The sequence below is a fragment of the Niallia sp. Kr1 genome (genome assembly GCF_050389805.1).
Lineage (GTDB): Bacteria > Bacillota > Bacilli > Bacillales > Cytobacillaceae > Bacillus_BD.
In genome coordinates, this window is record NZ_CP130945.1 from 1588765 (window position 1) to 1614014 (window position 25250).

Genomic DNA, 25250 nt, shown 5'->3' on the forward strand with positions numbered 1-25250 from the left:
GTATAAACGCAGTAGGGGCTGACCCTGTTTTTCTATTTCAACTCAAAACGATCTACAACTTCTCCATCGATGGTTTTAGCTTCGATGATTAGTTTGTTTCTTTCTACGTGAACGGCTGTGTAGATTTGTTTGTCTTCACCGTAGACGTAGTCGAAGTAGTCGTAGTGTTCTTCAGGGTAGAATTTTGGACCTGAGGAACCGCCGATGACATAGACCGTTCCTTCTCCAGGTTGAACGGGTTGTCCATCTTTCATTGCATGTGTTCTTGCATAAGCATGATCATGGCCAACTAAGGCTAAATCAATGCCGAGCTCTTCAATCACAGGTGCAAAATGGGCTCTTGTTGCATCTGTTCCACGGAGTGGATTACTTTCATAAGGTGCACGGTGGAACATAACCACCTTCCACTTTTTATCGGTTTTTGCCATATCTTGCTTTAACCATTCTGTTTGAGCCTTCAGGCCATCCGAATCGGTTTCAGAATTTAACATGGCAAAATGGACATCGCCATAGTCGAAGGAATACACCCATTCTTTCTGACCCTCTGGACCATTTTCTGGATTTTCAAAGAATGACTTAAAGTAGTTTTCTCCCTCACCATAAACATCATGATTACCAAGTACGGCATGGAATGGAGTTTTCGCAAAAATGCCATCTGTAGCATCGAAGAAACCTTCCCATTGGTTCATCAACGCTGCGTCATCAACGATATCGCCACCGTGTAAAATAAAGCGGGATTCAGGATATTCGTTCAACGCATTGTGTAAAAGTTCGCCATAAATTTGGTTTCCGGCAGCATTGTGTGCTTGTGAATCTGTCGTATAAAGAAAAGTAAATGGTTGATCTTTCTTTGCCTCTGTTGTGAATGAATAGACTTCTGACCAGCCTTCGTCCGTACCATCACCAACACGATACAAATAAGTGGTTTTCTGCTTTAAGTCCTCAAGCGTCACTTCATGAATTCGCATTTCACCAGCTTTGTCTGTTAGCAAATGAGAGGAACCTTCTACTGTTGTTACTTTAATGTCTTCAAAATCCTTTTTAGGATGTGCTTTTCCGTATTGAACGACCGTTCCTTTCGTAGCTGGATGGGTTCTCCATGTAATCGATTGTGAGTCTTCTGGGTTTTGTTTCCATGAAAGTTTCACATGTTCTGGTTTCTTACCTCCGATGACTGGAACGATTTGTACGTCTTTCACAGCACTGACTTCACCAGCTTTTTCTGCTTGTAGTTGAAGGGAAAGCTGAGATAACGCAATGAGATCACTTGAAACTTCTCCATTTTCATCGGTTGTTCCTAGTGGGGTAGGAACAGAACGGATGTCAAGTAGCTCGGCATTCACAAAGCCTCTTCCACCATTTGGTAAATAAATTTCAGTCATTTCTGCTTCTTGAGAAAACACCCATACTTTTTGATCTTTATTCAGTACATCGATTTCTTCGGAAGCTGAATCTTCTGTTTTATGAATCGAAACAGAGTCCTCTTTTACCGTTCCGACTTTTGTTAAATCAGAAGGGGCTAATAGATGAATGTTTACATCTTTAACTGGTTGACCAGCTTCATCCTTAACTGTTAGCTTCGTATTTGAGCCGACTGAAATGCCTTCAACATCTAGTGAGTATTTATAGCGTACATCTACTTCATAAGGTTGATGGAAAACATTTTTCACATCACCTCGAACATACGTAAATTCCCCATCAACAAGGGATACTCTAAGGGTTTCAGAAGCAGAGTTACTTACTTTAAATGGAATACTTGCAAGTAAATCGGTAGCTTTTAAAGTCATATTTCCATCAAGGTTTTGTAACTGGAGTGTTATTTCCCCTTTGGCATTATCCACTGTTAACGTCTCGATGTTCTCAGGTTTTAGATTTCCGCCAGATTTGATTTGAATTCCCTCAGCATCCTGATCTTGATCGATTACTTGTAAGGCTGTTGGATCAAAGGTTAAAATGGCCTTTGTTTTCGTTAAGTCTTTTAATCCTTTACCTGTAAGATCTAGCGTAAATTCTCCACCTGCATAGACATGTTCGGGTCCTTCGATGGTATAGTGAGAACCGGCTGTGATGAAGAAGCTCCATGTCAATTTGGCAGGATTTTCAAAACCATCTTTCACTTGAACCGTAACCGTATGATATCCACCAGCTAAAAAGGATTCCGGTATATAGCTGATTTTTCCCGTTTCTTCATCATACGTATGTGAAACAAGTTCTCCATCAAGCGTCATTATAATTTTAGAAGGATCAATTCCTGTTCCACCTTTATTATCTTTTGCGATCACAGAGATTGTTGGTTGGAAAGCAGGGGTTTCCTGACCGTCTGCCGGGAAAGCCTCGGTTAAGGTTGGATTGGTTAAATCATCGTTTGTTTTCCCATATACGGCACGAATGTTATCGACATACACAGTGCCTGCATTTTTCTTAGAGTCACTTGTTTGCATAACCCGCACAGCAAGGTCTAATTTAAGCGGTGTGGTCTTGCCTTTCGGAATTTCGGCTTCAATATACTTCCAGCCTGTCCAGTCAGCCCCTGGATTGGATCCCGTGAAATCAACTGGGAATGCGGCATTATTTCCGTCACGCATTTGGGCGCGAATCCAGTGTCCGTCGCCGGCCCCGTAGAACCACATGCCGATTTTATCGGGATAGCCTTCAATAATAATATCTTCTGTAGGCCATGCATAGACACCCGATGTTCCTTTTTGACCGACAAAGTCATAATCAATCCGCAATGATTTCTCACCAAAACGAACAGGATCCGTGGCAGCGCTGATATTGATGCTGTTGTAACGAGCTCCAGATTTGGACCAGCCTGCAATTCCGTCTTCAAAGTCTTCTAAAATAACCGGAGGCTTCCCAACATCAACTTTGATTTCCTCCACCAGTTCACCGAATGACACCTTTATGACCCCAGACGCCGTACCATCGGTGGCTTTGAAGTTTCCTTTTTCATCGATTGTACCGATATCCCCTTCGACACTGTAGGTAAATGCTGTTTCATCTACGGTCACTTTTTCACCATTTACATACCCTGTTGCGGTGATTTTCGCGGTTTCCCCTTGACCAAGGGCTAACTGTGTTTGGGAGAGGGTGATGTTGTCAAGATGGTCCACGACGTTGACTGTTGCTTTTCCTTCAATGCCATTAATAGAAGCGGTTATAGATCCTGAACCTGCTGTGTTACCTGCAGTGAATACATTGTTTTCATCAAATTGACCCAGACTTTGATCAGCGGTCCATGTCACATTTCCAGTGATTTCAGCAGGATGATAATATTCGTCTTGTCCCTTTACTTCGAAAGTTGAATGACTTCCTGTTAAAATATTGGTTTTATCCGGTAAAACCGTAAGATGGTTCAAGGTTCCTTTTGGAGCGGTGCTGACAACCAATAAGGAGTTGGCCACATTTCTTTCGCCACCATCAGAAGGGGTGTTGACCACACTTAATACAGCATCGCCTGGCTGACGTGCGACAAATGTTGCTGAACCTCCACCATCAAGGTTAAGGGCTTCAACAGCTCCCATGTCCTTCATGATCTGACCAAGGTCCGTTAGGCTAACTCCTTCACTAAAGCCCGGTTGTCTTCCATCAATCACAGTGAAAAAGACGGATCCATCTGCTTTAATTCCGACAGCTGTTCTTGGATGAACATATGGATCAGATGAAACGACAGCCTGTCCATTACGTACCAGATGATGATTACCGCCAATGGCTTCTTCTAGACTGTCCCATGGGGCATCAACGGTTGTACGAATCGTTACGGTATCGCCCGGTTGAAGTTGTTCTAATGCTGCTTTCCCAGTTCCTGCACCAGATAACACCATTTGTCCTTGGGCTAGTGGGGAGTTTCCTTGATCTTTGCGAATTTCTTTAACCGTTGCCGTTACTTCGCCTTTCGGTTTTAGAACATCGGTGGCACCCTCTAAAATGACCTCTGTTCCATTGTTATTTGTAAATGTAGATGCGTCATAAAAAGGGGTAAATAAAACAATATCATTGGCACTTCGTTCTCGATTGATGCTGTTAATTTTCATATTTTGTACAGCTTGCACATTTAAAGTAGGTTCGTTTGTAGTAGCTGCTTTTGCAGAAATACCGTCGGCCTGTTCAGCTTTTGGTTCTTCTGCAGCTGGTTCAGTCGCTTCTAGTTCGTTTTTTTGTTCTTCAGTTGTTTCTGATTGTGTTGGTTCTTCAATACTCTTTGTTTCTTCTAAGAGTTCATCCGGCTGTATGGTTTCTTGAGCAGGGGTTTCGTCAACTTCTGCTTCCTTACTGTCTGTCGTTTCTGATGTTGATTCAGAAGAATCGGTTTCATTTTTATTTTTCGTTTCTGACGACGATTCAGTTGAAGCAGCTTCGTTTTCGTTTGTTGCCTCTGTTGTAGTCTTAGTAGAAGCAGGTTCCTCTTCTGTTTGAGTTTCATTCTCTATAACTGGAGCAGTTTGAGTAGCTGCTGCTTGTTGTTCTACTGAAGCTGGCTGTGACTCAGTAAGTTGTGGAGTGATATCCATTTCAATTTGGATCTTTGGCACGCCAATTTTTACTTCCCCATTCTTTAAAATTCCTACGACATTTCTACCGCCACCACTTCTTATTATTTCTCCATTATGGATCACGGCCTCGATTGGAATTCCATTAGATGTATTGTAAAAATCACCATTAATTCCACCAACTACCTCATATCCAGGCTTACTGATGGCGTCTGCTTGTTTTCTTACAGTTTGAAAGCCAGCCAATTTCCCTTGGGAAAGACCTGCTTCAAATTCAACAAAGTCATTCGTAGGATCAATATCCAAATTGTACATTTTCAATGGACCTTTTTCTGTACTCACATCAAGTTGGGTCTGTTGAACACCAGGTGCAATATTCACCGTCGATTGCTTTTCAATTTTACCATTTGATAGAGAAATGCTAGATTCCGCGTGTACTGGCAAAATTGATAGAGCGCTACTAAAGTTCGAAATCACTAGAACAAGCGCTAATACAATCGCCAAAAACTTTTTCAATCTCAGTTGTCTCTCCACGTTTTTCCTCTTCCTTTCCTTATTAAATAGAATGAACACTTCAAATCTATCAATCTAATGTAAATTAATAGATAGAATTTTGTAAAATTAACACAGAAAGGGGTACATCCTGACGTTTGGTGGAGAAACGACTAGTCTAATAGTCATGATTTTTAATAAGGTTTTACTTAATTATAAAACTTAAGTCTGATATAAAATATTTTACGCTAGATTTGTCGTAGAACGTTTATGGGGAAAGGGAAGAGGGGAATGTGAGAGGTTTAAAAAGAAGTGCCAGGTACCTTCCAAAAATTGGATGGTGCCTGGCACCTTATTTTGTGCAGGTACCTCTTATTGAGTGGGGTTTGTAATGAAAACGATGACACTTTTGTCTAAGTCAAAGTCCCAGTCAACATAAATATCCATCACTTTTGTTTGTAAAATCTGTTCAAAATGGTTGTTATTATGTAAGAGTTCTTTTTCAACGGCTCTTTTGGCTAAGGTGAGATGTTCTCTCATTCCTTGTCTAATTAATTGTTTTTCAATTCTGACCAATATTCCATTTCGAATGACAAGTAATGTACGTGGATTTAATTTGCAAGAATAGATTTCTTCGGGTATCTTTTCGGATTCTCTGCTCAAGTTTACAATTTCACGATGAATGTCTTCTTTTCCCAAATAATCTTCCATTACAGCCTTTTCCGTACGAGTTGAATCTGTAGATATTCCTGTAAACATCGCTGATTTATTATGAAGTCCCCAATCAAAATAAAACTCCCGGATTTCCATCCCCGTCACAATTTCTATGTAGGCTTTTATTTCAGGGACCAATGTTTGCATGACCAAATCTCTTGTCTGTTGAACGATTTCTTCTTGCTTTTGTGCCATTAAAACCTTTTCTGTAGGGGATAGAAAATTTCTGATATAAAAGGTAATAAAGGTATCACTGATCGAAACATATACAGACTCCGGTCCTTTACCAAAGTTACTCCGAAGAATTTTACTAATATAGGTGCTTAACTCTGAGGATTGTTTTGATTCCAAAATAAGTAGGCTCCTTTCAAAAAAAGGTAATATATTTTATTTTCCCCAAAAAGCTAAGCAATATTGGTAACATTTACAAAACTTTTTATAGTTATTTATTATCTTATATAGCTTATAATGGAAATTGGTGGAGGGATAGGATGCCATTCCACTGATAGGAGTTTGATATGTTTTCGAGTGTAAGCAATGAAAAATTAGTAGAGGCTTATGATAAAGCCGTCGAACAGAAGTTAGATAAGGACTTTATCCTTTTATTAAGAAAGGAAATTGAACGGAGAGGGATTAGAATCGAAAGGTAGAAAGATTGGTATTTTAACCAACGCTTTTTTATTAAGGGTCATTTTTAAAAAATTCCCATACCCCATAGATTTATAGATTAGCGTAGGTATTCTATCCCTTCACTCTTTTAACACGACATATTGAAGAGTTAAAGTGGTGGATAAGTATGAGTGAGATTATTTGCTTCATGAGGAAAATGAAATCGCATGATTTAAAAGATAATCAATTTTTAAAACTGAGAGAAAGCCAGATCGATTGGAAACAGAATCAGTTCATGTATGATTTAGTGAATGATGGGAGAATAGACTATTACAGACGAGCGCAAGAGATCATTGAAAGTCAAAAAAACGATGCAAGAAAAATAAGGAAGGATGCCGTCCTTGTCAACGAGTTATTGATTACGTCTGATCAGAATTTCTTTGATCAATTGCCTTCAAATGATCAAAAGCGCTTTTTTGAAGAGAGCTATAGCTGGTTCTCGATGCGATATGGAAGTCAGAACATTGCCTATGCGATTGTAATTAGTGATGAAAAAAAATCCTATATCCGTATAGGAGTAGTACCAATGCGCAATGGGAAGTTACAAGGAAAACATGTCTTTAATCAAACGGAACTACGGTGGATTCAGTCTGAGTTTTTAAGGTATTTGCAGAAGCAAGGCTTTGAGTTACAAAAGGGAGTAAAAAAGTCTACTCGAGATGATGTAACAACACTAGGACGTAAGGTTAAAACCTTAAACGATGAGATTGGTGAATTAAAACATACTTTATATGAGAAACAATTAGAAAAACAAAGTATGGAGCAGTCCATCAAGGACATCGATCTCCGCTTAGTACACTTAAGGAAGTCCCTAGATGATGTAAGAAAAATGGAAACTTTAGAGAAAGCTGTAGATGAACTTAAAATAGAAAATGAGCATCTTAAAAAGGAGAATAAAAAACTCCAAGGTAACAGGGACAAAGGGACAGGTCCCGTGTCCCACTAAGAAAGGCAATGAACATCTGCTCTTAAAAAGATAAGCGGATAAAAAGAGAATGACTCCAGATTGAACCAGTAAGAACATGCTGAAGGGGGAGCATCCACCCCGAAATTTATACGCGTAGCTCAAAGAGAGTGAGAGTGGCAGGTATTAATCCATCGGATAATGCCTGCACTTTTTTTTCAACATACCAAGTGATATGGTTGGTAAAGACCTAAAATAATCATCGTAATATGACTACTTTTATAAGCAAGCTGTAGAAGATATTCAAGCTTACTTAGAGGGAGAACCGATAAGAAAATTAAATACATATTAAAAAAAGGTCATCCTCCTGTCTGCTACAGTATCAAAGCAGTGGGGGACTGACCTTATTTGTGCTATTCTATTCCATAAAAACCGCAAACAACATGTCCGACTGCTTTTGCAGCAACGAGAAGGGAGTCTTCGTCGATATCAAATTTAGGGTGATGATTAAAATATGGATCCTTTTCTCCTTTTGGTGTACAACCAATAAAGAAGAAGCAGGATGGGAATTTTTCCGCATAATAAGCAAAGTCTTCAGATGGCGACATCGCTGGACTTTCTTTCACTTCTTTAATGGCTGGATCATTCGCATTTTTAAGAATTTCGGCAACTTGTTCTGTTAACTCAGGATCATTATATAAAGGTGGATAATCATTCTCATACGTTAATTCACATGTTACACCAAATTCTTCTTCAATTCCTTTGGAAATCCGTTTCACTTCTTTTTCAATCTTTTCTTTTGTTTCAACGGTCATATAACGAATATCGCCTTCAAGCTCTACGCTGTCTTTAATGACATTGAACGTTCCTTTTCCATCAAAAGACCCAATGGTAATAACTCCAATATCAAAAGGACTTAAGCGACGGCTAATAATGGTTTGAGCAGCTGTCACAAAATGCGCCCCCGCTACAATGGCATCATTTGCTAGATGAGGGGAAGAACCGTGTCCGCCGCGACCTTGAATTTTTAATTTCATATAAGCACGACCGTTAAACGTATATCCCGCATGATATCCAACCATTCCAGCTGGACCGATAGGCAATATATGGATACCAAAGACATGATCTAAATCGTCAAGTACGCCAGATTCTACGATACTTTTGGCCCCGCCTGGTGGTACTTCTTCCGCATGCTGGTGAATAATTTTGATCGTACCTGGGATTTCATCTTTTAATTGAATCAAGCAGTCTGCTAACACTAACAAATAGGCTGTATGACCATCATGACCACACGCATGCATAACGCCTTCATTTTTAGATTTAAAAGGGACATCGGTTTCTTCGACGATTGGGAGTGCATCAAAATCGGCACGCAACCCAATGTTTTTACCGGGTTTGCCACCTTTGATTGTCACGACAATTCCGTATCCATTTCCGACATTTGATTGAACTTCTACGTCCTTGTCTTTATAAAAATCTAAAATATATTGTGAGGTTTTTTCTTCTTTAAAAGAAAGCTCAGGATTTTCATGTAGATGTCTGCGGATTTCAATGATTTCATCCTTACGAGATTCTAACATTTCCATTAATTGGCTTCTCATCATCTTGTCATCCCTTCAGTATTTAATGTGAAACGCGAGAACCGTCCCCACGTTTCAAAGGATTTAACATGAAACACGGAGAACCGTCCCCGTGTTTCTTTTCATTATTCAGCAATCTGCTGTCTTTTGTTGCTAATGGTTTCTTTTTTGACAGTATTTGAGGATTTTCCGGCATCGCTTGGTACTAAAAAGATAATGGATAGTATAGCAAGGATTCCGAAAATAACGTTTACGACAATTCCAGTAGAAGCGGCTGCTTCAAGATTTCCATTTGCTGCAATGGCTCCGTACACGGTTGCTGAAATAGCTACACCGAATGCACTTCCAAGAGAGCTGGCCATTTTATATACTCCTGCAGCTTCACCGACTTTGTCAGCAGGCGCATTTGATACAGAGGTATCAGTTGATGGAGTTGCATAAATTCCAAGACCTAGACCAAATAGGGCAAATCCAATGAAGACGACGATTGTATACGTAAGATCAGGTAAGAACGTTAATCCCATCATGGCTACCCCAACGGTTGTGATAAGGGAACCCCAAACCATAGGTGATTTTGCTCCTACTTTTTGTAAAATTTTCTCTCCAACACGAATCATGGCAAGTACGGCAACTAAATAGCCTAGAGAAAGCATCCCTGATTGGAAAGAAGAAAATCCGCGACCGACTTGTACGTACGTATTGGCAACAACGAGTGTCCCTGCAATTCCATTCAATAAGAAATTGGAAATCGTTGCACCTGTGTAAGGTTTGTTTTTGAAAACAGCAAAGTCAATCAGTACGATGTCTTTCTTTCTCTCAACTTGAATGAAAGCAATTAAACCAACAATGGTAACAGCTAGTAAACCAAGAGTTAGCGGGCTTGTCCATCCAAAGTCGGCCCCATAACTAATAAATACATTTAAAGCAAGCATGGTAACGATAAAGATAGCTAAGCCTGCGTAGTCAAATTTAAAACGACCTGCAGATTCTTGTTTGCTTTCTGGTGTGTCTTTTAATAAAAACAACCCAATGATAGCAAAGACAATTGAAAAAATAAAAATCCATCTCCAACCTAAATAGGTTGCGATTGTACCACCTGCAAACGAGGCAACCCCTGATCCGCCCCAAGAACCAATGGACCAGAAACTGAGTGCACGTTGGCGTTCAGCTCCTTCAAAATAGGCTTTCATGAGAGCAATGGTTGAAGGCATGATACATGCTGCTGAAAGACCTTGAATCACACGACCAATAATGAGCAATGCAGAGCCTTGAGCGAAAACGAGGCAAAGGGAACCAATGATACTTAAGATAAAACCAATATTAGCAATCTTTTTACGCCCAATTTTATCGGCAAGCCCACCGGCAGCCACAATAAACATTCCTGAGAATAAAGCCGTTAAACTGATGGCAATATTTAACGTTCCAAGCGAAATTCCTAAATCTTCTTGAACAGCTGGAACGACATTGACCATAGCTTGTGCAAATAACCAGAAGGTAATAACACCAAATACAATTCCTATGATCATTTTGTCTGTGCCTTTATAACTTGTTTCCAAAACAAAAAACCTCCTCTTTTTCTTCAGTAAAGTTAAACAGCTGTAGTACTAGTATTGTCGTGATCTTTTTAAATCATTTACGACAACGTGAATTTTAAAAAATAATTAGATGAATGCATGGTCTGGTATACTGTTACCCACGAGAACTTTTCAGTGGTTTCTCTTAATCCTTCCTCCTTCACTTCCTACTATCTAGTTTGCTATAAGTTGATTATAAGATTCATTCCTTAAAATCGTGAGTCATTATTCGTTCATCTTTCTCTTTCACAAAGTGAAATATTTAACTAACGAAGATGAATGTCAAAAAAGGAAGGTTGTTTTTTGACATTTCTCCCCAAAATATAAAAAAGCCAATGCAGCTACATCGCTACAATGACTTTTTTAAAGGATCGCTTTTCGAATATCGAAAAAATGAATCGCATTGATGGTTAAATAAGTATAAAAAGACCATTCATTTTCAATCGTTTCATCAAATAGCTCTAATTCCGGGTGACTTGATCGATTAATGTATTCGATAATCTCCCAATCCATTCCATGCCTACTATTTAAATCCCACCATTTTGTATATAACGCCCCATGATCCTTATCAAATGTATGTTTACGAATCTGATATTCACCGCTCTCTAACCCTGTAATCCGCACAAAAATTTCTTTATTTAATTTTTGTAGAAAAGCATCTTCGATGGAATAGTAAGGATTCACGGTTTTACAGTTCATGAGCACTAATTGGTAGCCTCGATCATTTTTGGTCAAAAGATAATCTGGACCTTTAGCAATAATGGTCCCATCTAGTTTATTTGCAAACACCATTGCAAAAAAGGCAGGACGTTTCCCATTGAAATAATGAAATAATTCTAAACCCTCCATACGAATTTTTTGCCCTTGGCCTTCATGTAGGGAAGTATTTATCCAAAAGCCTACCGACTCAACGTCATTTGCTACATCCAAAACGCTTTTCAACACTAATGCGCCACGAAAAAAAGTTCCGTTTGTGAAACGAGTATTTCCAGAAAGGGTATTCCACGAATTCAAATGAAGCGGTTTTTCCATATGATGCTTTTTAAGAAAGGATTGAATCTTTTTCGTTTTTTCTTTTAAATAATCTTTCGTTAAGAAAAAACGATCATCACTCCAATTCTGAAAATCCACGATTTCATTTTGATTGGAATGATAGCCAATGAAATCAATATGATCTCCGTCCGTTAATATCCATTTATGAGGATCACTGGTTTTCTCTTCTTTAAAGGAGAATGGTAAATATACACCCACATGTATATCGTGAACAAGTTTTTTTAATAAATGATACATTTTTAAATACACGCGTCTTAGTTCTGACGCTTTAGCGGCGGTATAATAAGGTTCATAAAAGAGAAAGTGCCATTTTTTTACATAGGAGGGTCCATATACTTGTAAACAATGCTTCATAAAGCCATACAGCTTTTGAAAATAAACCTCCTCATTCGTCGAAATTTCTTGATATTCGATTCGAATAAAAAGAGAAAGTCCATTCTTTTTCATAAAATGTAAAGCAACATCCGATTTAAAGTAAGGCGAACTTGTTGCAATTTCTTCATCGGTTTCAACCTCTTCTGTAATCGTTTTTCCACTTAATAAATGGCTGATCCCGACATAATCAAGACCCATTTCTTCTTTAGTCATCAGGATTTGAGATCGTACGCCATCCTTGAGCAGCTCTTTTAATTCGCGAATAATTAATACATGACATGGGCGGGATATTTTTCGATCAATGGACTTTGAAACATCTAATCGCAATTCCTCAAAACGCGACTCTGAATTGCTGTAGGATTGATCGTGTTTAGTCAGAATACTTCCTAAATTGGCCAAAATTTCAGGTGACTGGATAAAGGCTTCGGCATCCTCAATCGAAAAACTTTCAAACGAATTGATTTGTTCTTCGCGATGAGTTTCGCGATAGACATGAGGGGTCATACCATACATTTCTTTAAAAAGATTGGTAAAAGACTTTGTATTAGCAAATCCATTTTTCATCGAAATTTGTAAAATCGTTTCATTGGTATAAAGCAAATCTTTCACACTGTGCTTTAGGCGGATGTTCATTAAATAACGGCTAAACCCCATGCCCATCTTTTGTTTAAAATAACGAGATAAATATCCGGTCGATAGGTAGAACTTTTTGGCCATCTCGTCTAGCGTAATCACTTGTTGATAATTTCTTTCCATATATTCAATCATCTTCGTCAAGCGAATATCGTTTGTATCCATTTTTTCAATGGGGCTGCCTTTTTGCTTAAAGCGGCGGATTAAGATTAGTAAAATATCACATAGGAATCGATGAATTTCTATTTGATAGCTCTCTTCTTTTCGGCTATAAGCAATCATTAATTCAACAAGCCACTTTCTCATTTGATCCAGCATGGTTTCTCTGCCCATGTCGATATCTTGAGAAAATAAATCAAATCGACTGTTTCGATAAGTGGAATAGTACTGATCCATAAAAGAATCTGATATCGTTAACATTAATACACAATTGGTTCCATTTCCTTGTGCTTGATAAAGTTGATTTCGATTAATGAGGAGCAAATCTTGTTCTTTTAGGACAAAAAAACGACGATCGGTTTCCACCGTCAACTCCCCGTTAATAACAAAAATAAACTGCAAACCTTGATTCATTCTTGGAGATAAAAATTGAATATTCTTCAGCGAAATTTGAAACTCGGTTAATGGTTGATCCATATACTCACCCCATGATCTATTGAGAAGCCAATTATATCACGGCTAAAATGAAGGTGCTAGGGATCATCCGGATTTCTGGACGGTCCCTAGCACCTTCATTTATTTAATGAGTCCAATTCATGATGAACCTCCGGAAATGAGGGAATTTTCCCAGGTTTGCTTGCCATCGTCTTCATCAAATTCAATGATGACATGGGTGACCCCTTTGATTTGGAGGATTTGACCTCTAAGGCGATCTTTTATATCGTCTGCTTGAGCTACGGTTAGTGAAGGATCAATTTCCAGTTTCATCTCGATATGAAAGTCTTCCCCTTCTTTTATGGCAAATAACGTTTGAATGTCCCTAATCTCTGGGTTTTGGAAGATATATTGGGCAATTTCGGCTTCCAAATCGTCATCTGTTTCACCAAGGGCACCCCTTGCATTATCTAAAAATACTCTTCCAACTACATAAAACATCATGACCCCAATTATAATAGAAGCGATCCCTTCCGCGGCATGCCATCCTGCAAAATAGGAAAGCAATATTCCAATAATCGCAATGATTCCACCAAATGTAGCGACTAAATCTTCCATAAAAACCAGTTTTGTCGCAGGCTTCGCTCGGTTTAAACTACTAAAACTTTTACCAACAATTGCAAGTCCTTTAGCCTCAACATGAGTTTCATGGAGCACTTCTTTCATGGCTTTATAAAGAACATATGACTCTAATAGAACGGCTGCTGCTAGGACGGAAAGATTAATGAGAATTCCCGTTGATTCGACCGGGTGGAGAATATGAAGATATCCTTCTTTAATCGTTTCGTAACTCATGATCCCGACGATAATAACCGCTCCCAATAAAACTAAATTGACAAGCCGACCGAATCCATTTGGATAACGGTCTGTCGGCGCTTTTTTACTTAACGCACTTCCGATGAAAACGAAAAATTGGTTGGCGGCGTCTCCTAGAGAATGCATCGTCTCTGCAAACATCGCGACATTTCCCGTAATAAAGTAAGCCGTTCCTTTAATGGTGGCAATAATTGTATTAACAATTGCTGCAATAAGAGATGATTTATTTCCTTTTTTTAATATACTTTCTTTTTGTGCCATAATTTCCTCCATTCGATCCCCAATGCAATGACTTCCTTGCATTAGTATTAATCTTTTTTTCGTATTTATGTCAGAGATATCTTTTAAAAGTGCAAATATTTGTAATTGCTTTATTCAGGGAAAATGAAGGAAGAAAAGGGGGGAAAAGAGGAGAAAGTGGGTTTGGAATTGGATGAGATGAATCCTATAATAGGAAGTCTTGAGAAAACGTAAAAAGTCCAATTTCATTTGTGTGCGAACCCTTGAAATTGGACTCTTTAATATAGGTTTCATATTTGACCTATACTTATGATTCTGTCTTTTCAGCTAATCGTTTTAGAATTTTTTCTTGCCCTTCACGTAAGACTTTTAGTTCTTCTTCTAATGTTTCTATTTTCTCTATCATAGGTTTTAAGGCATCTTGAAGAAGATCATGTAGACGCATGGTCTTTTCCTCTCTCGTTGATTCCATTTTCATTTCCTCCTTATCGGTTTTAGAAATTAAACTCTATCATTAATAATATAACAATAAATACTATCGAAATATGAAAAAGTTCACACCATTCAAAAGTGATAAGTATTCGTAGTGTATTCATATGTGCCCACCTTATTCTGTATCAAATTTAACGGGGCACAAATCATTTTAATCTCTTTACGATCTATAAGAAGGAACAGTAGAATTAAGGTTAGAAGAGATGAATAGGAAATTATACTATAAATGATAAAAAGGAGAAAAGGATGACCATAATTGATAAATTAAACCTTATTAAATATAAAAATCTACCCGTTTTGAATGAACCGAATGATTTTGATTTATTTCAGGGATATCAAACAAAGTTAACAGGCAATCATGATGCCATTTTTATTTTTATTGAAACGATTGACGAGATGGTAGAGTTTACGAAAAAAGTGATAGATGAAGAGCTGCTACTTGAAAAAGGATACTTGTTCTTTGCTTATCCGAAAAAAGGGAATAAGCGGTATGAAACCTTTATACATCGAGATGAAATCTTTCCAACATTGAAAGTTGACAAAGATGGGTATGTAAAAGATAGTGAAATCAAATTTTCGAGGATGGTCGGGATGGATGACGTCTTTACGGTCGTTGGTTTAAAGCGGGAAAAACGAAAAATGAAAAAGTCCACAGCCTCAAGCCAATGTGTAGCGGATTACGAAAATCAAGTTCCTGATGTAGAAAAGCTGTTAGCAGATCATCCGAATGAGCTAAAATTCTATCAAGGGCTAACACCTGGATATCGGAGAGATTGGGCACGTTATATCTTTTCCGCAAAGCAACAAGTCACTAGGGAAAATCGGCAGGCACAAATGGTAGACGTGTTGTCCCAAGGATATAAAACGATGGATTTGTATCGTTTACAAAAAAGGTGAAACGAGGGGACGGTTCTCGTGTTTCAAGCTAATAATTTTAAGCCTTATTTCTAAAACTAATAGGTGAATTGATCACTTGGAGGTAGTTAGGAATGAGTAGCAGTCAAAATCAAAAAAAGCCAACGTTTCCCGCACAACATCAAAACAAGCAGCCTGGAGTCGAAACAGAAATGAATCCCCGTCCCATTTCACAAAGCCCTACATACAAAGCGAGTGGAAAACTTGCTGGTAAAACAGCGATCATTACGGGTGGAGATAGTGGGATTGGAAAGGCTGTTGCCCTTTTATTTGCGAAAGAAGGGGCGGATGTTGCGATTGTGTATTTAGACGAACATGAGGATGCCGATGAAACAAAGCGACTGATTGAGAAGGAAGGGCGTAAATGCCTATTGTATGCCGGGGATATCGGCAATGAAGATTTTTGTAAAGATGTTGTCGGTAAAATACAGTCAGAGTTCGGTCACTTAGAAATTCTCGTTAATAATGCGGCTGAGCAGCATCCGCAAAAGAGTCTATTAGATATCACATCTGCACAGCTGGAGAAAACGTTCCGGACTAATATTTTTTCCTTTTTCTACATGACCCAACAGGTATTACCTAATTTGAAAGAAGGGGCTTCTATCATTAATACAGCTTCCATTACAGCCTATAAGGGGAATGAACAGTTGATTGATTATTCCGCAACAAAAGGGGCGGTTGTTTCCTTTACGCGCTCACTGGCCATGTCACTTGCCTCTCAAGGAATCCGAGTCAATGCGGTAGCCCCGGGACCGATTTGGACACCGCTGATTCCCTCCACGTTTCCAGCCGATCAGGTTGCCACGTTCGGCTCAAATACACCAATGGGAAGAGCAGGACAACCATACGAATTAGCGCCTACCTATGTTTATCTGGCCTCAGATGATTCTGCTTATGTCAGTGGACAAACCCTCCACGTCAACGGTGGAACGATTGTAGGAGGATAAACACGGGGACGGTTCTTGCTGTTTCATTTTGTAGAAACAAGCGACGATTCAAATGATAAGAAGTTTTTCTTGAGTAGAATATATAAGTTATATCTATAAGGGTCAGTCTCCTTGTTTGCTTAAACAGTCAAGCAGGAAAGACTGACCCTGTTTTTTACGAATCAATGAATTTCTTTGAGTTATTGAGATTACAATAAGGCTAAAACAACCTCGTATAACCGATGTCTAATTACTAATTGGACTTTTCTAGCTTTTATATGGAATTCTTCTAGGTCTTCAGATTGTTCTTCCCAAGAGAGTTTTATTTCTTTTTCTAACTTAACGATTTCTTCTTCGATCCAAGAAGAAGAGTTTTCATACATCTTGATGGTAACACTTTCATCTTGAAATTCTTCTGGGCATTTGAAGTCGAGATGATAAAGCCAATTTTGAAATTCTTTTTCTCCCAATTTGTCTATCCTCTGTTCCAAAATTTTAATTAAGTCTTTTATCAGGTTGTTATCGAAATGTTCTTCTTTCATTTTCTTTTCTAGGTTAGATAATGTAAGGTTTTGTAGACTGTAATTCGTCGTGTCCATCCACAAGATTTCCTTGATCATTCTTGTTAATTTATCTTTATTAATAAAAATCACCCTTTATTGTTAAATAATTCTAATTATTACTGAATCTAACAAATTTGTCTAGCAACATGGGGCCGGTTCTCGTGTTTCAATTAAAAGAAAAAAGTAATTTATATTTTAATAATGTAAATTATATGTTACAATTTAAGTGTGTAATCCAAGGGAGTGAATAAAAAGGTTGAAGGAGATATCAGTAAAAAATAAAGTAAAAATTGCCCGTATTGAAAAAGAAAATTTAACTCAAGGAGAATTGGCAAAATTAGTTGGGGTAACAAGACAAACGATGAGTCTAATCGAAGCACAAAAATATAATCCGACTATTAAAGTTTGTTTACTCATTAGCAAGCATTTAGAACGTTCATTGGATGAATTATTTTGGGTAGAGGAATAACATATAAAGGAGGAATTAGTCCATGCAACTTCATTTTCTAACTATATTAATTAGTTCGGTTATCGGTTACGGAATCGTGTACACAATAACAGGACAAATACAATGGGGAATAATAGTTGGGCTTCTTATTGGAGTAGGAAGTGCAAAATGGTTCAGAGTAAAGAAGCAAGAAACAAGTGACGAAATTGAATTTGACGAAAGAGTTAATCACAACATTAAACAAGCATCCCTACAAACCTTTTCAATTTCAAACCTTCTGCTTTTTGTTTACTTGTTAGTTTCAGAACAAATCCTCAACAGATTTTCAATCAATACAAGTTATTTACTGATTTATCTAACCATCACATTCGTTCTTTCTTACTATATTGTTCCTTTGATCGTGAGAAGAAAATAAAATGAACACAAAGAGGTGTAAAAATGAATCAACCGTTACTAATTACTGCAATTGTTCTGTTTGTCCTGGCTTTTCTGATAGGAATTAAAAAGCAAACTTGGATATTATCAGGATTCAATCAAAAACGTGTTAAAGAGCAAGATAAATTAGCAAAAATAGTTGGTTCTTATAGCTTGATGATTGGGATTGTTATGTTGGTTGGAGGTTTTTTAAACTACCCTAATAGCGAAAAAATACTATTCTCTATCATGATCATTGGTTATATTATTTTACTTGGATATGTAAACACAAAAATGGTTGAATAGCCACTATATGAGGCATCCCTAAAGTGACAAATTCCTTTGTGACTTGTCGACCATTCACGAATCCGTTATAATAGATTTATAAATGAATAGTTATCAAGAGTGGCTAAGAGATCTGGCTCAATGACGTCACAGCAACCTGCTAAGGTAAGGTGCTTCAACCAGCAAAGCAATTGCTTTGGATGATAAATCGGACGAAAACCCCTTTTGCTTCCATGGCTAAAAGGGGTTTTTTATTGGAGTAAAAGCCTGACCTTGATAACAAAAATTAAGAAGGAGAGAGATAAAATGAATACAAACGGATTTGCGAGAGGAATCATGGCCAAAAATTACAGCACAGAGAATTTTCTAAAACATGTTGCGATCTCAGTAGAAAGACAGCTGAAGGAATGGGATGAAACCTATGAAGTCATGGTCATGAAAGGCGTACAATATGAATTTGTCATTAATCACAATGATACTTTTTATAGCCTACAATTAACTGACCAGGACATTCATCACCTTCAGACAAAAGGTCCCTATTCTTTGGATCGGGTCATTTGGAAGGAATTAGAGGAACAGGGAGTGGCCATAAGGAATGATTGCGGGAATTATTTAAACGTTGTGATGGGGTAAGAAGGCGAAGGAATATTTGTTTTAAAATAAGATACCAGTTCCTAGCATGATGAATTAATAGAATAGGAACTGGATCGTATTTGTATAGAAGTTAGATTTTGGATTCATAAATGCTACAAATTTTCTAAGTGAAAAAGCGATAAAAAAGTTAGAAAGTAATGAAAGATTTTTGAGTACAATAGTCGAACAAATAAGTCATTTGTCATATCGAAAAAGGACCTATTTTTATTTACACAATTTTTATTCTTCCTTATCTATTAAATTAACACTATTAGTATATTGTAAAAGTAATAGATTTAGGAGGTTATGAAAATGATAAAAATGAAAAAAATCATTCCAGCTTGTGTTTTATCACTATCACTGCTAGGAACAACCGTTTCTGCTGCGCCCCCAGAGCATGCAAACCATGAAAATAGGTATATTCCTGTTCAATTATTAGGGATTAATGATTTTCACGGACAATTGGATGTGTATCGGACTGTAGGGGGAAAACAAGTAGGTGGAGCTGAATATTTAGCCGCTTATTTGAAAAAGTACGAACAGGAGAATAAAAATACATTACTTGTTCAAGTTGGAGATGCTGTTGGAGCAAGTGCTCCCGTTTCATCCTTGCTACAAGATGAACCCACCATTGAATTTTTAAATAAGGTAGGGTTTGATGTAGGTGGACTCGGAAATCATGAATTTGACGAAGGGGTGGACGAATTAAACCGCCTATTATATGGGGGAGAACATGAAACAACAGGCTATTTTGAAGGGGCAAACTTTCCATTTACCTCGGCAAATGTAGTCGATAAAGAAACAGGTGAACCGATTTTACCTCCATATGTGATTAAAAAGGTAAATGGGATGCCAATCGGTTTTATTGGGGTAGTGACAACGGAAACAAAAAGTATTGTTCTTCCAAGCGGGATTGAAAGTGTTGAATTTACTGATGAAGTGGAAGCCATTAATAAGGCAGCCCAAGAATTAAAGGAAAAAGGGGTCGAGGCAATCGTTGTATTAGCCCATAACCCTGTTTCTTCTAATCAAGATGGCTCCAATCCTTCTGGAGATGTCGTAGAAATCGCTAATCATGTGGATGATGAAGTGGATGTCATTTTTGGTGCCCATAATCACGGCTATGCCAATACAACCGTTGATAATAAGTTAATTGTACAATCTTATGCAAACGGAACTGCTTTCTCGGATGTCGATTTATTGATCGACCCCAAAACAAAGGATATTGTGAAAAAGGAAGCTGAAATTGTAACGACTTACCATGAAGGAATCCAACCTGATGCTGAAATCAAAGCAATGGTAGAATCCTATAGCGAACAAATTGCTCCATTAGTCAATGAAGTCATCGGACAAGCAGATACAGCCCTAACAAGAGAACAAGATGATAGCGGAGAATCGGCTCTTGGCAATGTGGTTGCAGATTCGCAACGTGCCATCATGGGTACCGATTTTGCAATCATGAATCCAGGAGGAATTCGTGCAGATCTGGATCAAGGTGAGATCACTTGGGGTGAGGCTTATAACGTTCAACCTTTTGGAAATAGTATCGTGACAATGGACATGACGGGTCAACAAATTAAGGATACATTGGAACAACAATGGAGTGGAAGCTATCCGAAAATGCTGCAAATCTCTGGTTTGAACTACATATGGGAGAAAGATGCTCCTATCGGACAACGAATTGTGGAAATTACGGATGAGAATGGAAATCCACTAAATCCTGAACAAAGCTACAGTGTGGCCGTGAACAATTTCTTAGCCACTGGCGGTGATGGGTTTACTGTATTTAAAGAAGGGACTAACGTGGTAACAGGTCCGACAGATCTGGATACTATGGTTGAATATATTAAAAACTATGAGGGATCCATTTCTGCACCAAAACTAGATCGAATACAAGTAAGATAAATAATAGGAAAGCAAATCAACGGTATGTTGATTTGCTTTCCTTTATTTGTTTCGGTACGATCGAGTTAATCGCACAAAAATTTTTTAGAAAAACAGGATCAAGAGTCCTTAAAATGAGATAAGGACTACTCTCGTTTATTACGAAAAAGTAAAGGAACAGCTTCTTAGCGGTAGGGGATGATCCATCTATTTATGAATATAATGACTACTTTTCGTTCATTCATTGATTCATGGTGGAGTGGGAAATTCAGCCCGTACTCATTTTAAAGAATCGAAGATTTCCAAATAGGTGGTGCCTAGTAGCCTTATTCAAATAGGACTTTTATCTGTGTTTTCTCGCAGACTGAAATTTTATCATAACCTATTACGTAAATTTTTTGAGATAAAGAGAAAAGCCCTTTTAGGGCAATGTTTATAGGAAACAGCCATTCTATTAATCGAATGGGGTCTACTTGTATGGGGGTTCGCTTTTTGGATACACAACTGGTTAAAATTGTTTTTGGGTTTATATATACGCTGACTATATTTGCGGTCTTCTTGATTCTATGAAAAAAAGGAATTCCCCGATTTCGAATGAATACCTTTGTAGGTTATCAGTCTCATCATTTTCGTTCTTGTCGAGCTAAATATCGCTATTTTAATGGGGTAAATATTTTTATTATCGTTTTCCCAACGCGACTACAGTTATATTGAAATATTTAGTTAAGGTCGAGAAGGGAACGATTACGATGACGCTGCGTAATAAAGCTGGAGAACTATTTACAAAAACTTTTGCAGAGGATGCAGAAGGGAATTTCGAATTTATTACAGAAAGCAAGTGGCATTCCGTACAATGTGAAGGTCAAAAACAAAAGGAAGTTACTCCGTTGAATTTGAAGTTCCAAAATGAAACGGGGACAGTTATTCTGTCCCATCGAACATTTTTAATTATCATAAAATCATAGTGAAGTAGTCCAGTGTTTCAATAGAACCAAAGATGTAGAAAGAGGTATATCTATGGAGAAAAATGGGATCCTTAATGAGAATTTTGAAAGTGAACGTTTAAGTAACGAGTTGCAGTGGAGATGTGAGCCTAGAAAATGGTTTTTGGACAAAAACGCTTCTCAACTTGTTTTAGAAACGGATGAAGAAACGGATTATTGGCAAAAAACCCATTATGGTTTTCAAGCAGATAATGGACATTTTCTTTATGCAACAACGAATAAAAATTTTAGAATGACAACAAAAGTGAAGTTGTCACCGAGGAATAAGTATGACCAAGCAGGATTAATGATCCGACTTTCTGAAGATACATGGGTGAAGACGTCTTTGGAATACATACCAGATGGATTTAGTAAATTAGGTGCAGTCGTCACCAACCGAGGATATTCGGATTGGTCAACCCAATATGTAGATTGTGAAGATACAGTAGAATTGTACTATCAGATCTCGAGAATCGAACAAAATTGTTATGTAAATTATTCATGGGATGGAAAAGAGTGGAATCAAATTAGAATTGCCCACGTAGATATTCCATAGAACTCATCTATCCTAGCCGGAGTATACGCATGTAGTCCTCAAGGGAAAGAGCAAGAAGTTCGTTTCGATTTTCTTACTATAGAAGAATTGGGTAATGACCCAACAGTGGCCTATTTGTAAAACGCGGGTGAAAGCTAGAAATGACATCGTGTAGTCACGTAATTTCAGTAACCAGAAAATCCTCCTATTTAGAATCATCAGGGGGATTTTTTATTATGCTTAAATATTTTATATGAGAAAGGTCCCTAGATTTTTTTAAAAATTTTTCAAAGTTTATTCTAGAATGATAGGTTGGCTTATATAAATAGTCATGTAGGACTTCTTTTCTATATTCTGTTCTGTCTGTTGTCCGTAAGCGGTTACTAACGAAAAGAGGAGGAAAAGCGATGTTAAGCATGATTGGTTTAGTTGGGGGTTTAGCCATCCTTATTATCTTAACAATGAGAGGGATGAACCTTCTAATTGCGGGACCACTAAGTGCCTTATTTGTTGCTGTGTTGAGTGGAATGCCATTATTTCCGCAATTAGTAGGGGAAGGGGAAGCGAACTTTGTTGGAAATTATATGACTGGATTTACAGGTTTTGTGACCTCTTGGTACCTCATGTTCTTACTAGGAGCCATTTTTGGGAAACTCATGGAGGATAGTGGCGCAGCGAGCAGTGTGTCCCAGTGGATCGTTGGTAAACTGGGGATGAAACAAGCGGTATTAGCGATTGTCATCGCTTGTGCAGTGTTAACGTATGGTGGGGTTAGTTTGTTTGTGGTAGCATTCTGTGTTTATCCAATGGCTTTAAGTTTATTTAAACAAGCAGATCTTCCGCGTCGGTTTATTCCGGCTGCATTAGCTTTTGGTTCTGTAACCTTTACGATGACATCTGCCGGCTCACCCGAAATTCAAAACTGGATTCCGATTGAATATTTAGGTACCACTCCTTATGCAGGTTGGGAAGTTAGTGCAATTGTTGCTGTCTTTATGATGATTTTTGGTTATTGGTGGCTAAAGAGAATGATTACCAAAGCGGTGGCAAAGGGTGAACGTTTCATTAGTCGTGACAATGATCCAGCTGATGCTGAGGATCGTGAACTGCCAAATCCATTCACGAGTTTAATTCCTCTACTTGTCGTATTAGTGATTTCATTTATTTTCCATGATGCTTTAATGCAATCCGCCTTAATTATCGCTCTTTTAGGTGGATGTATCGCAACTTATGTCTTAAATCGTAAATATTTTAAATCCTTTTGGAATGCCGTTTCAGATGGGACCACAGGAGCACTAATCGCTATTGCTAACACAGCTGCGGTAGTAGGTTTTGGTGGGGTTGCTAAAGCGGTTCCAGCCTTTGAAACAGCGGTAAATGCGATGACGAATATTCCAGGTAGCCCTTTAATTGGTGGAGCGATTGCGGTCAGTGTGATTGCGGGGATGACAGGATCATCTTCCGGAGGTCAGGCCATTGCCTTGCCACTTCTTGCTCCGCATTATATGGATATGGGTGTCAATCCAGAAGCATTACACCGTACTGTTGCGATCTCGTCAGGTGCGCTCGATACACTTCCACATAACGGTTATGCGGTCACAACCATCAAAGGGATATGTGGGGAGTCACACCAAGATGCTTATAATGCACTTGGAGCCTTAACGGTTATAGTTCCTTTACTCGGAACGATTTTAGCGATTGTTCTATTCTCGTTTGGATTAGGAATTTAACATATTAGGAGGTTCTTTCGTATTGGTAAAGGAAAGAGTGGTCTTTGTTACAGGTGCTGCACAAGGAATCGGATTTAAAATTGCAGAAGCTTTTGCTAGGGAAGGGGCCAAAATTGCCCTTTCTGATCTTAATTCGGAAAAAGTCCAAGAAGCAGCTAAGGCGCTTTGTGATCAGGGTTTTGATGCCGCTGGGCTTTCATGTGATGTATCTATAGAATCTGATATTATTGGAGCCATTAACGAGACAAAACAACATTATGGGAGCCTAGATGTTTTAATTAACAATGCAGGCTTACAGTACGTATCGATGATTGAAGAGTTTCCAACTGAAAAGTTTCAACAGATGATACAAGTGATGCTTGTTGGTTCATTTTTGACAATCAAACATGCACTCCCCATCATGAAAGAACATCATTTTGGACGGATTATAAATATCTCATCGATTAATGGGTTAATTGGCTTTGCTGGAAAAGCAGCATACAATAGTGCAAAGCATGGTGTCGTGGGTTTAACGAAAGTAGCGGCATTAGAAACCGCATCGTATGGGATTACCGTAAATGCGCTTTGCCCAGGGTATGTAGATACGCCCCTTGTAAGAGGGCAATTTAACGACCTTGCTCAAACACGGAAAATACCTGTGGAAAAAGTATTAGATGAAGTCCTGTATCCGTTAGTTCCCCAAAAGAGATTATTAGATGTATCGGAAATAGCGGATTATGCACTCTTTTTAGCAAGTGAAAAAGCGAAAGGGGTCACAGGTCAGGCCATTGTATTAGATGGTGGATATACCGCACAGTGAAACATGGGGATGGTTCTCGTGTTTCGCAAAAAATGGTCTGTATATTTTAAGAAAGGCTAATTTCTAGGCTCTGTTAAACGACCGATTGATAATCGATCAAAATTAAGGGAAACCCTAATACAATTGGGTTTCCCATTCCTATTATTCAAAAGAGTATTAGAGTGGTGGATTTTCCACACCTAAGTGAATCCAATCTTCTTTAGGGGGTCCATAAACTCCAAAAGGTTGAATTCCTGATTGCCGCATCAGAACGGTAACTTGTCCACGAAGATGGACAATCTATTTAATTTTAATGAGTCCCACTAAAATTTGAGCAGTAATTTCTTTTCTGCCAAATGCTGTTTGCACTTCATTCAAAGATTGGTTTGTTCATTGTTCTTCAATAACTTTGCTTGCATAAAAACTAATTTAGGTAAAGGTTTCAACCATTTCTTTAACCGAGTCGGGAC

Annotated in this window: 21 protein-coding genes, 1 pseudogene and 1 riboswitch; of the genes and pseudogenes, 13 read left to right on the forward strand and 9 right to left on the reverse strand. The window is 38.2% G+C overall.

Features of this window, described 5'->3' with window-relative positions; all coding sequences use genetic code 11:
* Positions 1 to 32: 32 nt before the first annotated feature.
* Together Q5760_RS07965 and Q5760_RS07970 are read right to left on the reverse strand one after the other, a co-directional pair.
* A complete protein-coding gene (locus Q5760_RS07965) occupies positions 33 to 5024 on the reverse strand; it encodes a phosphodiester glycosidase family protein (protein WP_428911661.1) in 4992 nt (1663 codons plus the stop codon).
* A 330-nt stretch (positions 5025 to 5354) separates the two neighbouring features.
* Positions 5355 to 6047: a Na-translocating system protein MpsC family protein gene (locus tag Q5760_RS07970; protein WP_428911662.1), complete on the reverse strand. Its 693-nt coding sequence runs from the start codon at positions 6045 to 6047 to the stop codon at positions 5355 to 5357.
* 167 nt (positions 6048 to 6214) lie between these two features.
* Here Q5760_RS07970 and Q5760_RS07975 point away from each other — a divergent pair, with 167 nt between their 5' ends.
* Positions 6215 to 6346: a sporulation histidine kinase inhibitor Sda gene (locus Q5760_RS07975; protein ID WP_428911663.1), complete on the forward strand. Its 132-nt coding sequence runs from the start codon at positions 6215 to 6217 to the stop codon at positions 6344 to 6346.
* A gap of 146 nt (positions 6347 to 6492) precedes the next feature.
* On the forward strand, positions 6493 to 7311 hold the full coding sequence (mobV, locus tag Q5760_RS07980; protein ID WP_428911664.1) for a MobV family relaxase: 819 nt from the start codon (positions 6493 to 6495) through the stop codon (positions 7309 to 7311).
* A 371-nt stretch (positions 7312 to 7682) separates the two neighbouring features.
* On the opposite strand, the gene Q5760_RS07985 is transcribed toward mobV, so the two are convergent.
* The 5 genes from Q5760_RS07985 to Q5760_RS08005 form a co-directional block, all read right to left on the reverse strand.
* Entirely contained in the window at positions 7683 to 8870 is a 1188-nt protein-coding gene (locus tag Q5760_RS07985; protein ID WP_428911665.1) for a M20 family metallopeptidase, read from the reverse strand.
* A 104-nt stretch (positions 8871 to 8974) separates the two neighbouring features.
* A complete protein-coding gene (locus Q5760_RS07990) occupies positions 8975 to 10375 on the reverse strand; it encodes an MFS transporter (protein WP_428912525.1) in 1401 nt (466 codons plus the stop codon).
* 411 nt (positions 10376 to 10786) lie between these two features.
* Positions 10787 to 13120, reverse strand: a complete 2334-nt coding sequence (locus Q5760_RS07995; protein ID WP_428911666.1) for a helix-turn-helix domain-containing protein — start codon at positions 13118 to 13120, stop codon at positions 10787 to 10789.
* 117 nt (positions 13121 to 13237) lie between these two features.
* Positions 13238 to 14215, reverse strand: coding sequence for a cation diffusion facilitator family transporter (locus tag Q5760_RS08000; RefSeq protein ID WP_428911667.1), 978 nt, complete (start codon positions 14213 to 14215; stop codon positions 13238 to 13240).
* Positions 14216 to 14501: 286 nt separating this feature from the next.
* Positions 14502 to 14666, reverse strand: a complete 165-nt coding sequence (locus Q5760_RS08005; RefSeq protein ID WP_428911668.1) for a hypothetical protein — start codon at positions 14664 to 14666, stop codon at positions 14502 to 14504.
* A gap of 266 nt (positions 14667 to 14932) precedes the next feature.
* Between Q5760_RS08005 and Q5760_RS08010 the strand changes: the two genes are divergently transcribed.
* Positions 14933 to 15583 carry a YdeI/OmpD-associated family protein gene (locus Q5760_RS08010; protein WP_428911669.1) on the forward strand — a complete coding sequence of 217 codons (651 nt, stop codon included), beginning with the start codon at positions 14933 to 14935 and terminating at the stop codon, positions 15581 to 15583.
* Between the two features lie 92 nt (positions 15584 to 15675).
* The gene (locus Q5760_RS08015) at positions 15676 to 16548 is read left to right on the forward strand and encodes an SDR family oxidoreductase (protein ID WP_428911670.1); all 873 of its coding nucleotides are present in this window, start codon (positions 15676 to 15678) and stop codon (positions 16546 to 16548) included.
* A 188-nt stretch (positions 16549 to 16736) separates the two neighbouring features.
* Here Q5760_RS08015 and Q5760_RS08020 read toward each other — a convergent pair whose 3' ends face one another.
* Entirely contained in the window at positions 16737 to 17147 is a 411-nt protein-coding gene (locus Q5760_RS08020; protein ID WP_428911671.1) for a hypothetical protein, read from the reverse strand.
* A gap of 199 nt (positions 17148 to 17346) precedes the next feature.
* Here Q5760_RS08020 and Q5760_RS08025 point away from each other — a divergent pair, with 199 nt between their 5' ends.
* From Q5760_RS08025 to Q5760_RS08065, 9 genes are all read left to right on the forward strand, one after another.
* Entirely contained in the window at positions 17347 to 17559 is a 213-nt protein-coding gene (locus tag Q5760_RS08025) for a helix-turn-helix transcriptional regulator (RefSeq protein ID WP_428911672.1), read from the forward strand.
* Between the two features lie 22 nt (positions 17560 to 17581).
* Positions 17582 to 17953: a hypothetical protein gene (locus tag Q5760_RS08030; protein WP_428911673.1), complete on the forward strand. Its 372-nt coding sequence runs from the start codon at positions 17582 to 17584 to the stop codon at positions 17951 to 17953.
* A gap of 23 nt (positions 17954 to 17976) precedes the next feature.
* Positions 17977 to 18258, forward strand: a complete 282-nt coding sequence (locus Q5760_RS08035) for a DUF3784 domain-containing protein (RefSeq protein WP_428911674.1) — start codon at positions 17977 to 17979, stop codon at positions 18256 to 18258.
* A gap of 87 nt (positions 18259 to 18345) precedes the next feature.
* A riboswitch (SAM riboswitch) is annotated at positions 18346 to 18447 on the forward strand.
* Between the two features lie 96 nt (positions 18448 to 18543).
* Positions 18544 to 18870 carry a hypothetical protein gene (locus Q5760_RS08040; RefSeq protein ID WP_428911675.1) on the forward strand — a complete coding sequence of 109 codons (327 nt, stop codon included), beginning with the start codon at positions 18544 to 18546 and terminating at the stop codon, positions 18868 to 18870.
* 312 nt (positions 18871 to 19182) lie between these two features.
* On the forward strand, positions 19183 to 20775 hold the full coding sequence (locus Q5760_RS08045; RefSeq protein ID WP_428911676.1) for a bifunctional metallophosphatase/5'-nucleotidase: 1593 nt from the start codon (positions 19183 to 19185) through the stop codon (positions 20773 to 20775).
* A 689-nt stretch (positions 20776 to 21464) separates the two neighbouring features.
* Positions 21465 to 21719 (forward strand): hypothetical protein, encoded by a 255-nt coding sequence (locus Q5760_RS08050; RefSeq protein ID WP_428911677.1) that lies wholly within the window; start codon positions 21465 to 21467, stop codon positions 21717 to 21719.
* A 52-nt stretch (positions 21720 to 21771) separates the two neighbouring features.
* The gene (locus Q5760_RS08055) at positions 21772 to 22293 is read left to right on the forward strand and encodes a DUF1349 domain-containing protein (RefSeq protein WP_428911678.1); all 522 of its coding nucleotides are present in this window, start codon (positions 21772 to 21774) and stop codon (positions 22291 to 22293) included.
* A 386-nt stretch (positions 22294 to 22679) separates the two neighbouring features.
* Complete coding sequence (locus tag Q5760_RS08060) at positions 22680 to 24002, forward strand: GntP family permease (protein WP_428911679.1); 1323 nt, start codon at positions 22680 to 22682, stop codon at positions 24000 to 24002.
* A 22-nt stretch (positions 24003 to 24024) separates the two neighbouring features.
* Positions 24025 to 24801, forward strand: coding sequence for a 3-hydroxybutyrate dehydrogenase (locus Q5760_RS08065; RefSeq protein WP_428911680.1), 777 nt, complete (start codon positions 24025 to 24027; stop codon positions 24799 to 24801).
* A 156-nt stretch (positions 24802 to 24957) separates the two neighbouring features.
* Here Q5760_RS08065 and Q5760_RS08070 read toward each other — a convergent pair.
* Positions 24958 to 25248, reverse strand: a pseudogene (locus Q5760_RS08070) (DinB family protein); the annotation flags it as partial.
* Between the last annotated feature and the right edge of the window lie 2 nt (positions 25249 to 25250).

Bases quoted from the DNA above. Each gene is read 5' to 3' on its own strand.
- Q5760_RS07975 (WP_428911663.1), top strand. From the start codon at position 6,215: ATGTTTTCGAGTGTAAGCAATGAAAAATTAGTAGAGGCTTATGATAAA.
- mobV (WP_428911664.1), top strand. From the start codon at position 6,493: ATGAGTGAGATTATTTGCTTCATGAGGAAAATGAAATCGCATGATTTA.
- Q5760_RS07985 (WP_428911665.1), bottom strand. From the start codon at position 8,870: ATGAGAAGCCAATTAATGGAAATGTTAGAATCTCGTAAGGATGAAATC.
- Q5760_RS07990 (WP_428912525.1), bottom strand. From the start codon at position 10,375: ATGATCATAGGAATTGTATTTGGTGTTATTACCTTCTGGTTATTTGCA.
- Q5760_RS07995 (WP_428911666.1), bottom strand. From the start codon at position 13,120: ATGGATCAACCATTAACCGAGTTTCAAATTTCGCTGAAGAATATTCAA.
- Q5760_RS08000 (WP_428911667.1), bottom strand. From the start codon at position 14,215: ATGGCACAAAAAGAAAGTATATTAAAAAAAGGAAATAAATCATCTCTT.
- Q5760_RS08005 (WP_428911668.1), bottom strand. From the start codon at position 14,666: ATGGAATCAACGAGAGAGGAAAAGACCATGCGTCTACATGATCTTCTT.
- Q5760_RS08010 (WP_428911669.1), top strand. From the start codon at position 14,933: ATGACCATAATTGATAAATTAAACCTTATTAAATATAAAAATCTACCC.
- Q5760_RS08015 (WP_428911670.1), top strand. From the start codon at position 15,676: ATGAGTAGCAGTCAAAATCAAAAAAAGCCAACGTTTCCCGCACAACAT.
- Q5760_RS08020 (WP_428911671.1), bottom strand. From the start codon at position 17,147: ATGATCAAGGAAATCTTGTGGATGGACACGACGAATTACAGTCTACAA.
- Q5760_RS08030 (WP_428911673.1), top strand. From the start codon at position 17,582: ATGCAACTTCATTTTCTAACTATATTAATTAGTTCGGTTATCGGTTAC.
- Q5760_RS08035 (WP_428911674.1), top strand. From the start codon at position 17,977: ATGAATCAACCGTTACTAATTACTGCAATTGTTCTGTTTGTCCTGGCT.
- Q5760_RS08040 (WP_428911675.1), top strand. From the start codon at position 18,544: ATGAATACAAACGGATTTGCGAGAGGAATCATGGCCAAAAATTACAGC.
- Q5760_RS08045 (WP_428911676.1), top strand. From the start codon at position 19,183: ATGATAAAAATGAAAAAAATCATTCCAGCTTGTGTTTTATCACTATCA.
- Q5760_RS08055 (WP_428911678.1), top strand. From the start codon at position 21,772: ATGGAGAAAAATGGGATCCTTAATGAGAATTTTGAAAGTGAACGTTTA.
- Q5760_RS08060 (WP_428911679.1), top strand. From the start codon at position 22,680: ATGTTAAGCATGATTGGTTTAGTTGGGGGTTTAGCCATCCTTATTATC.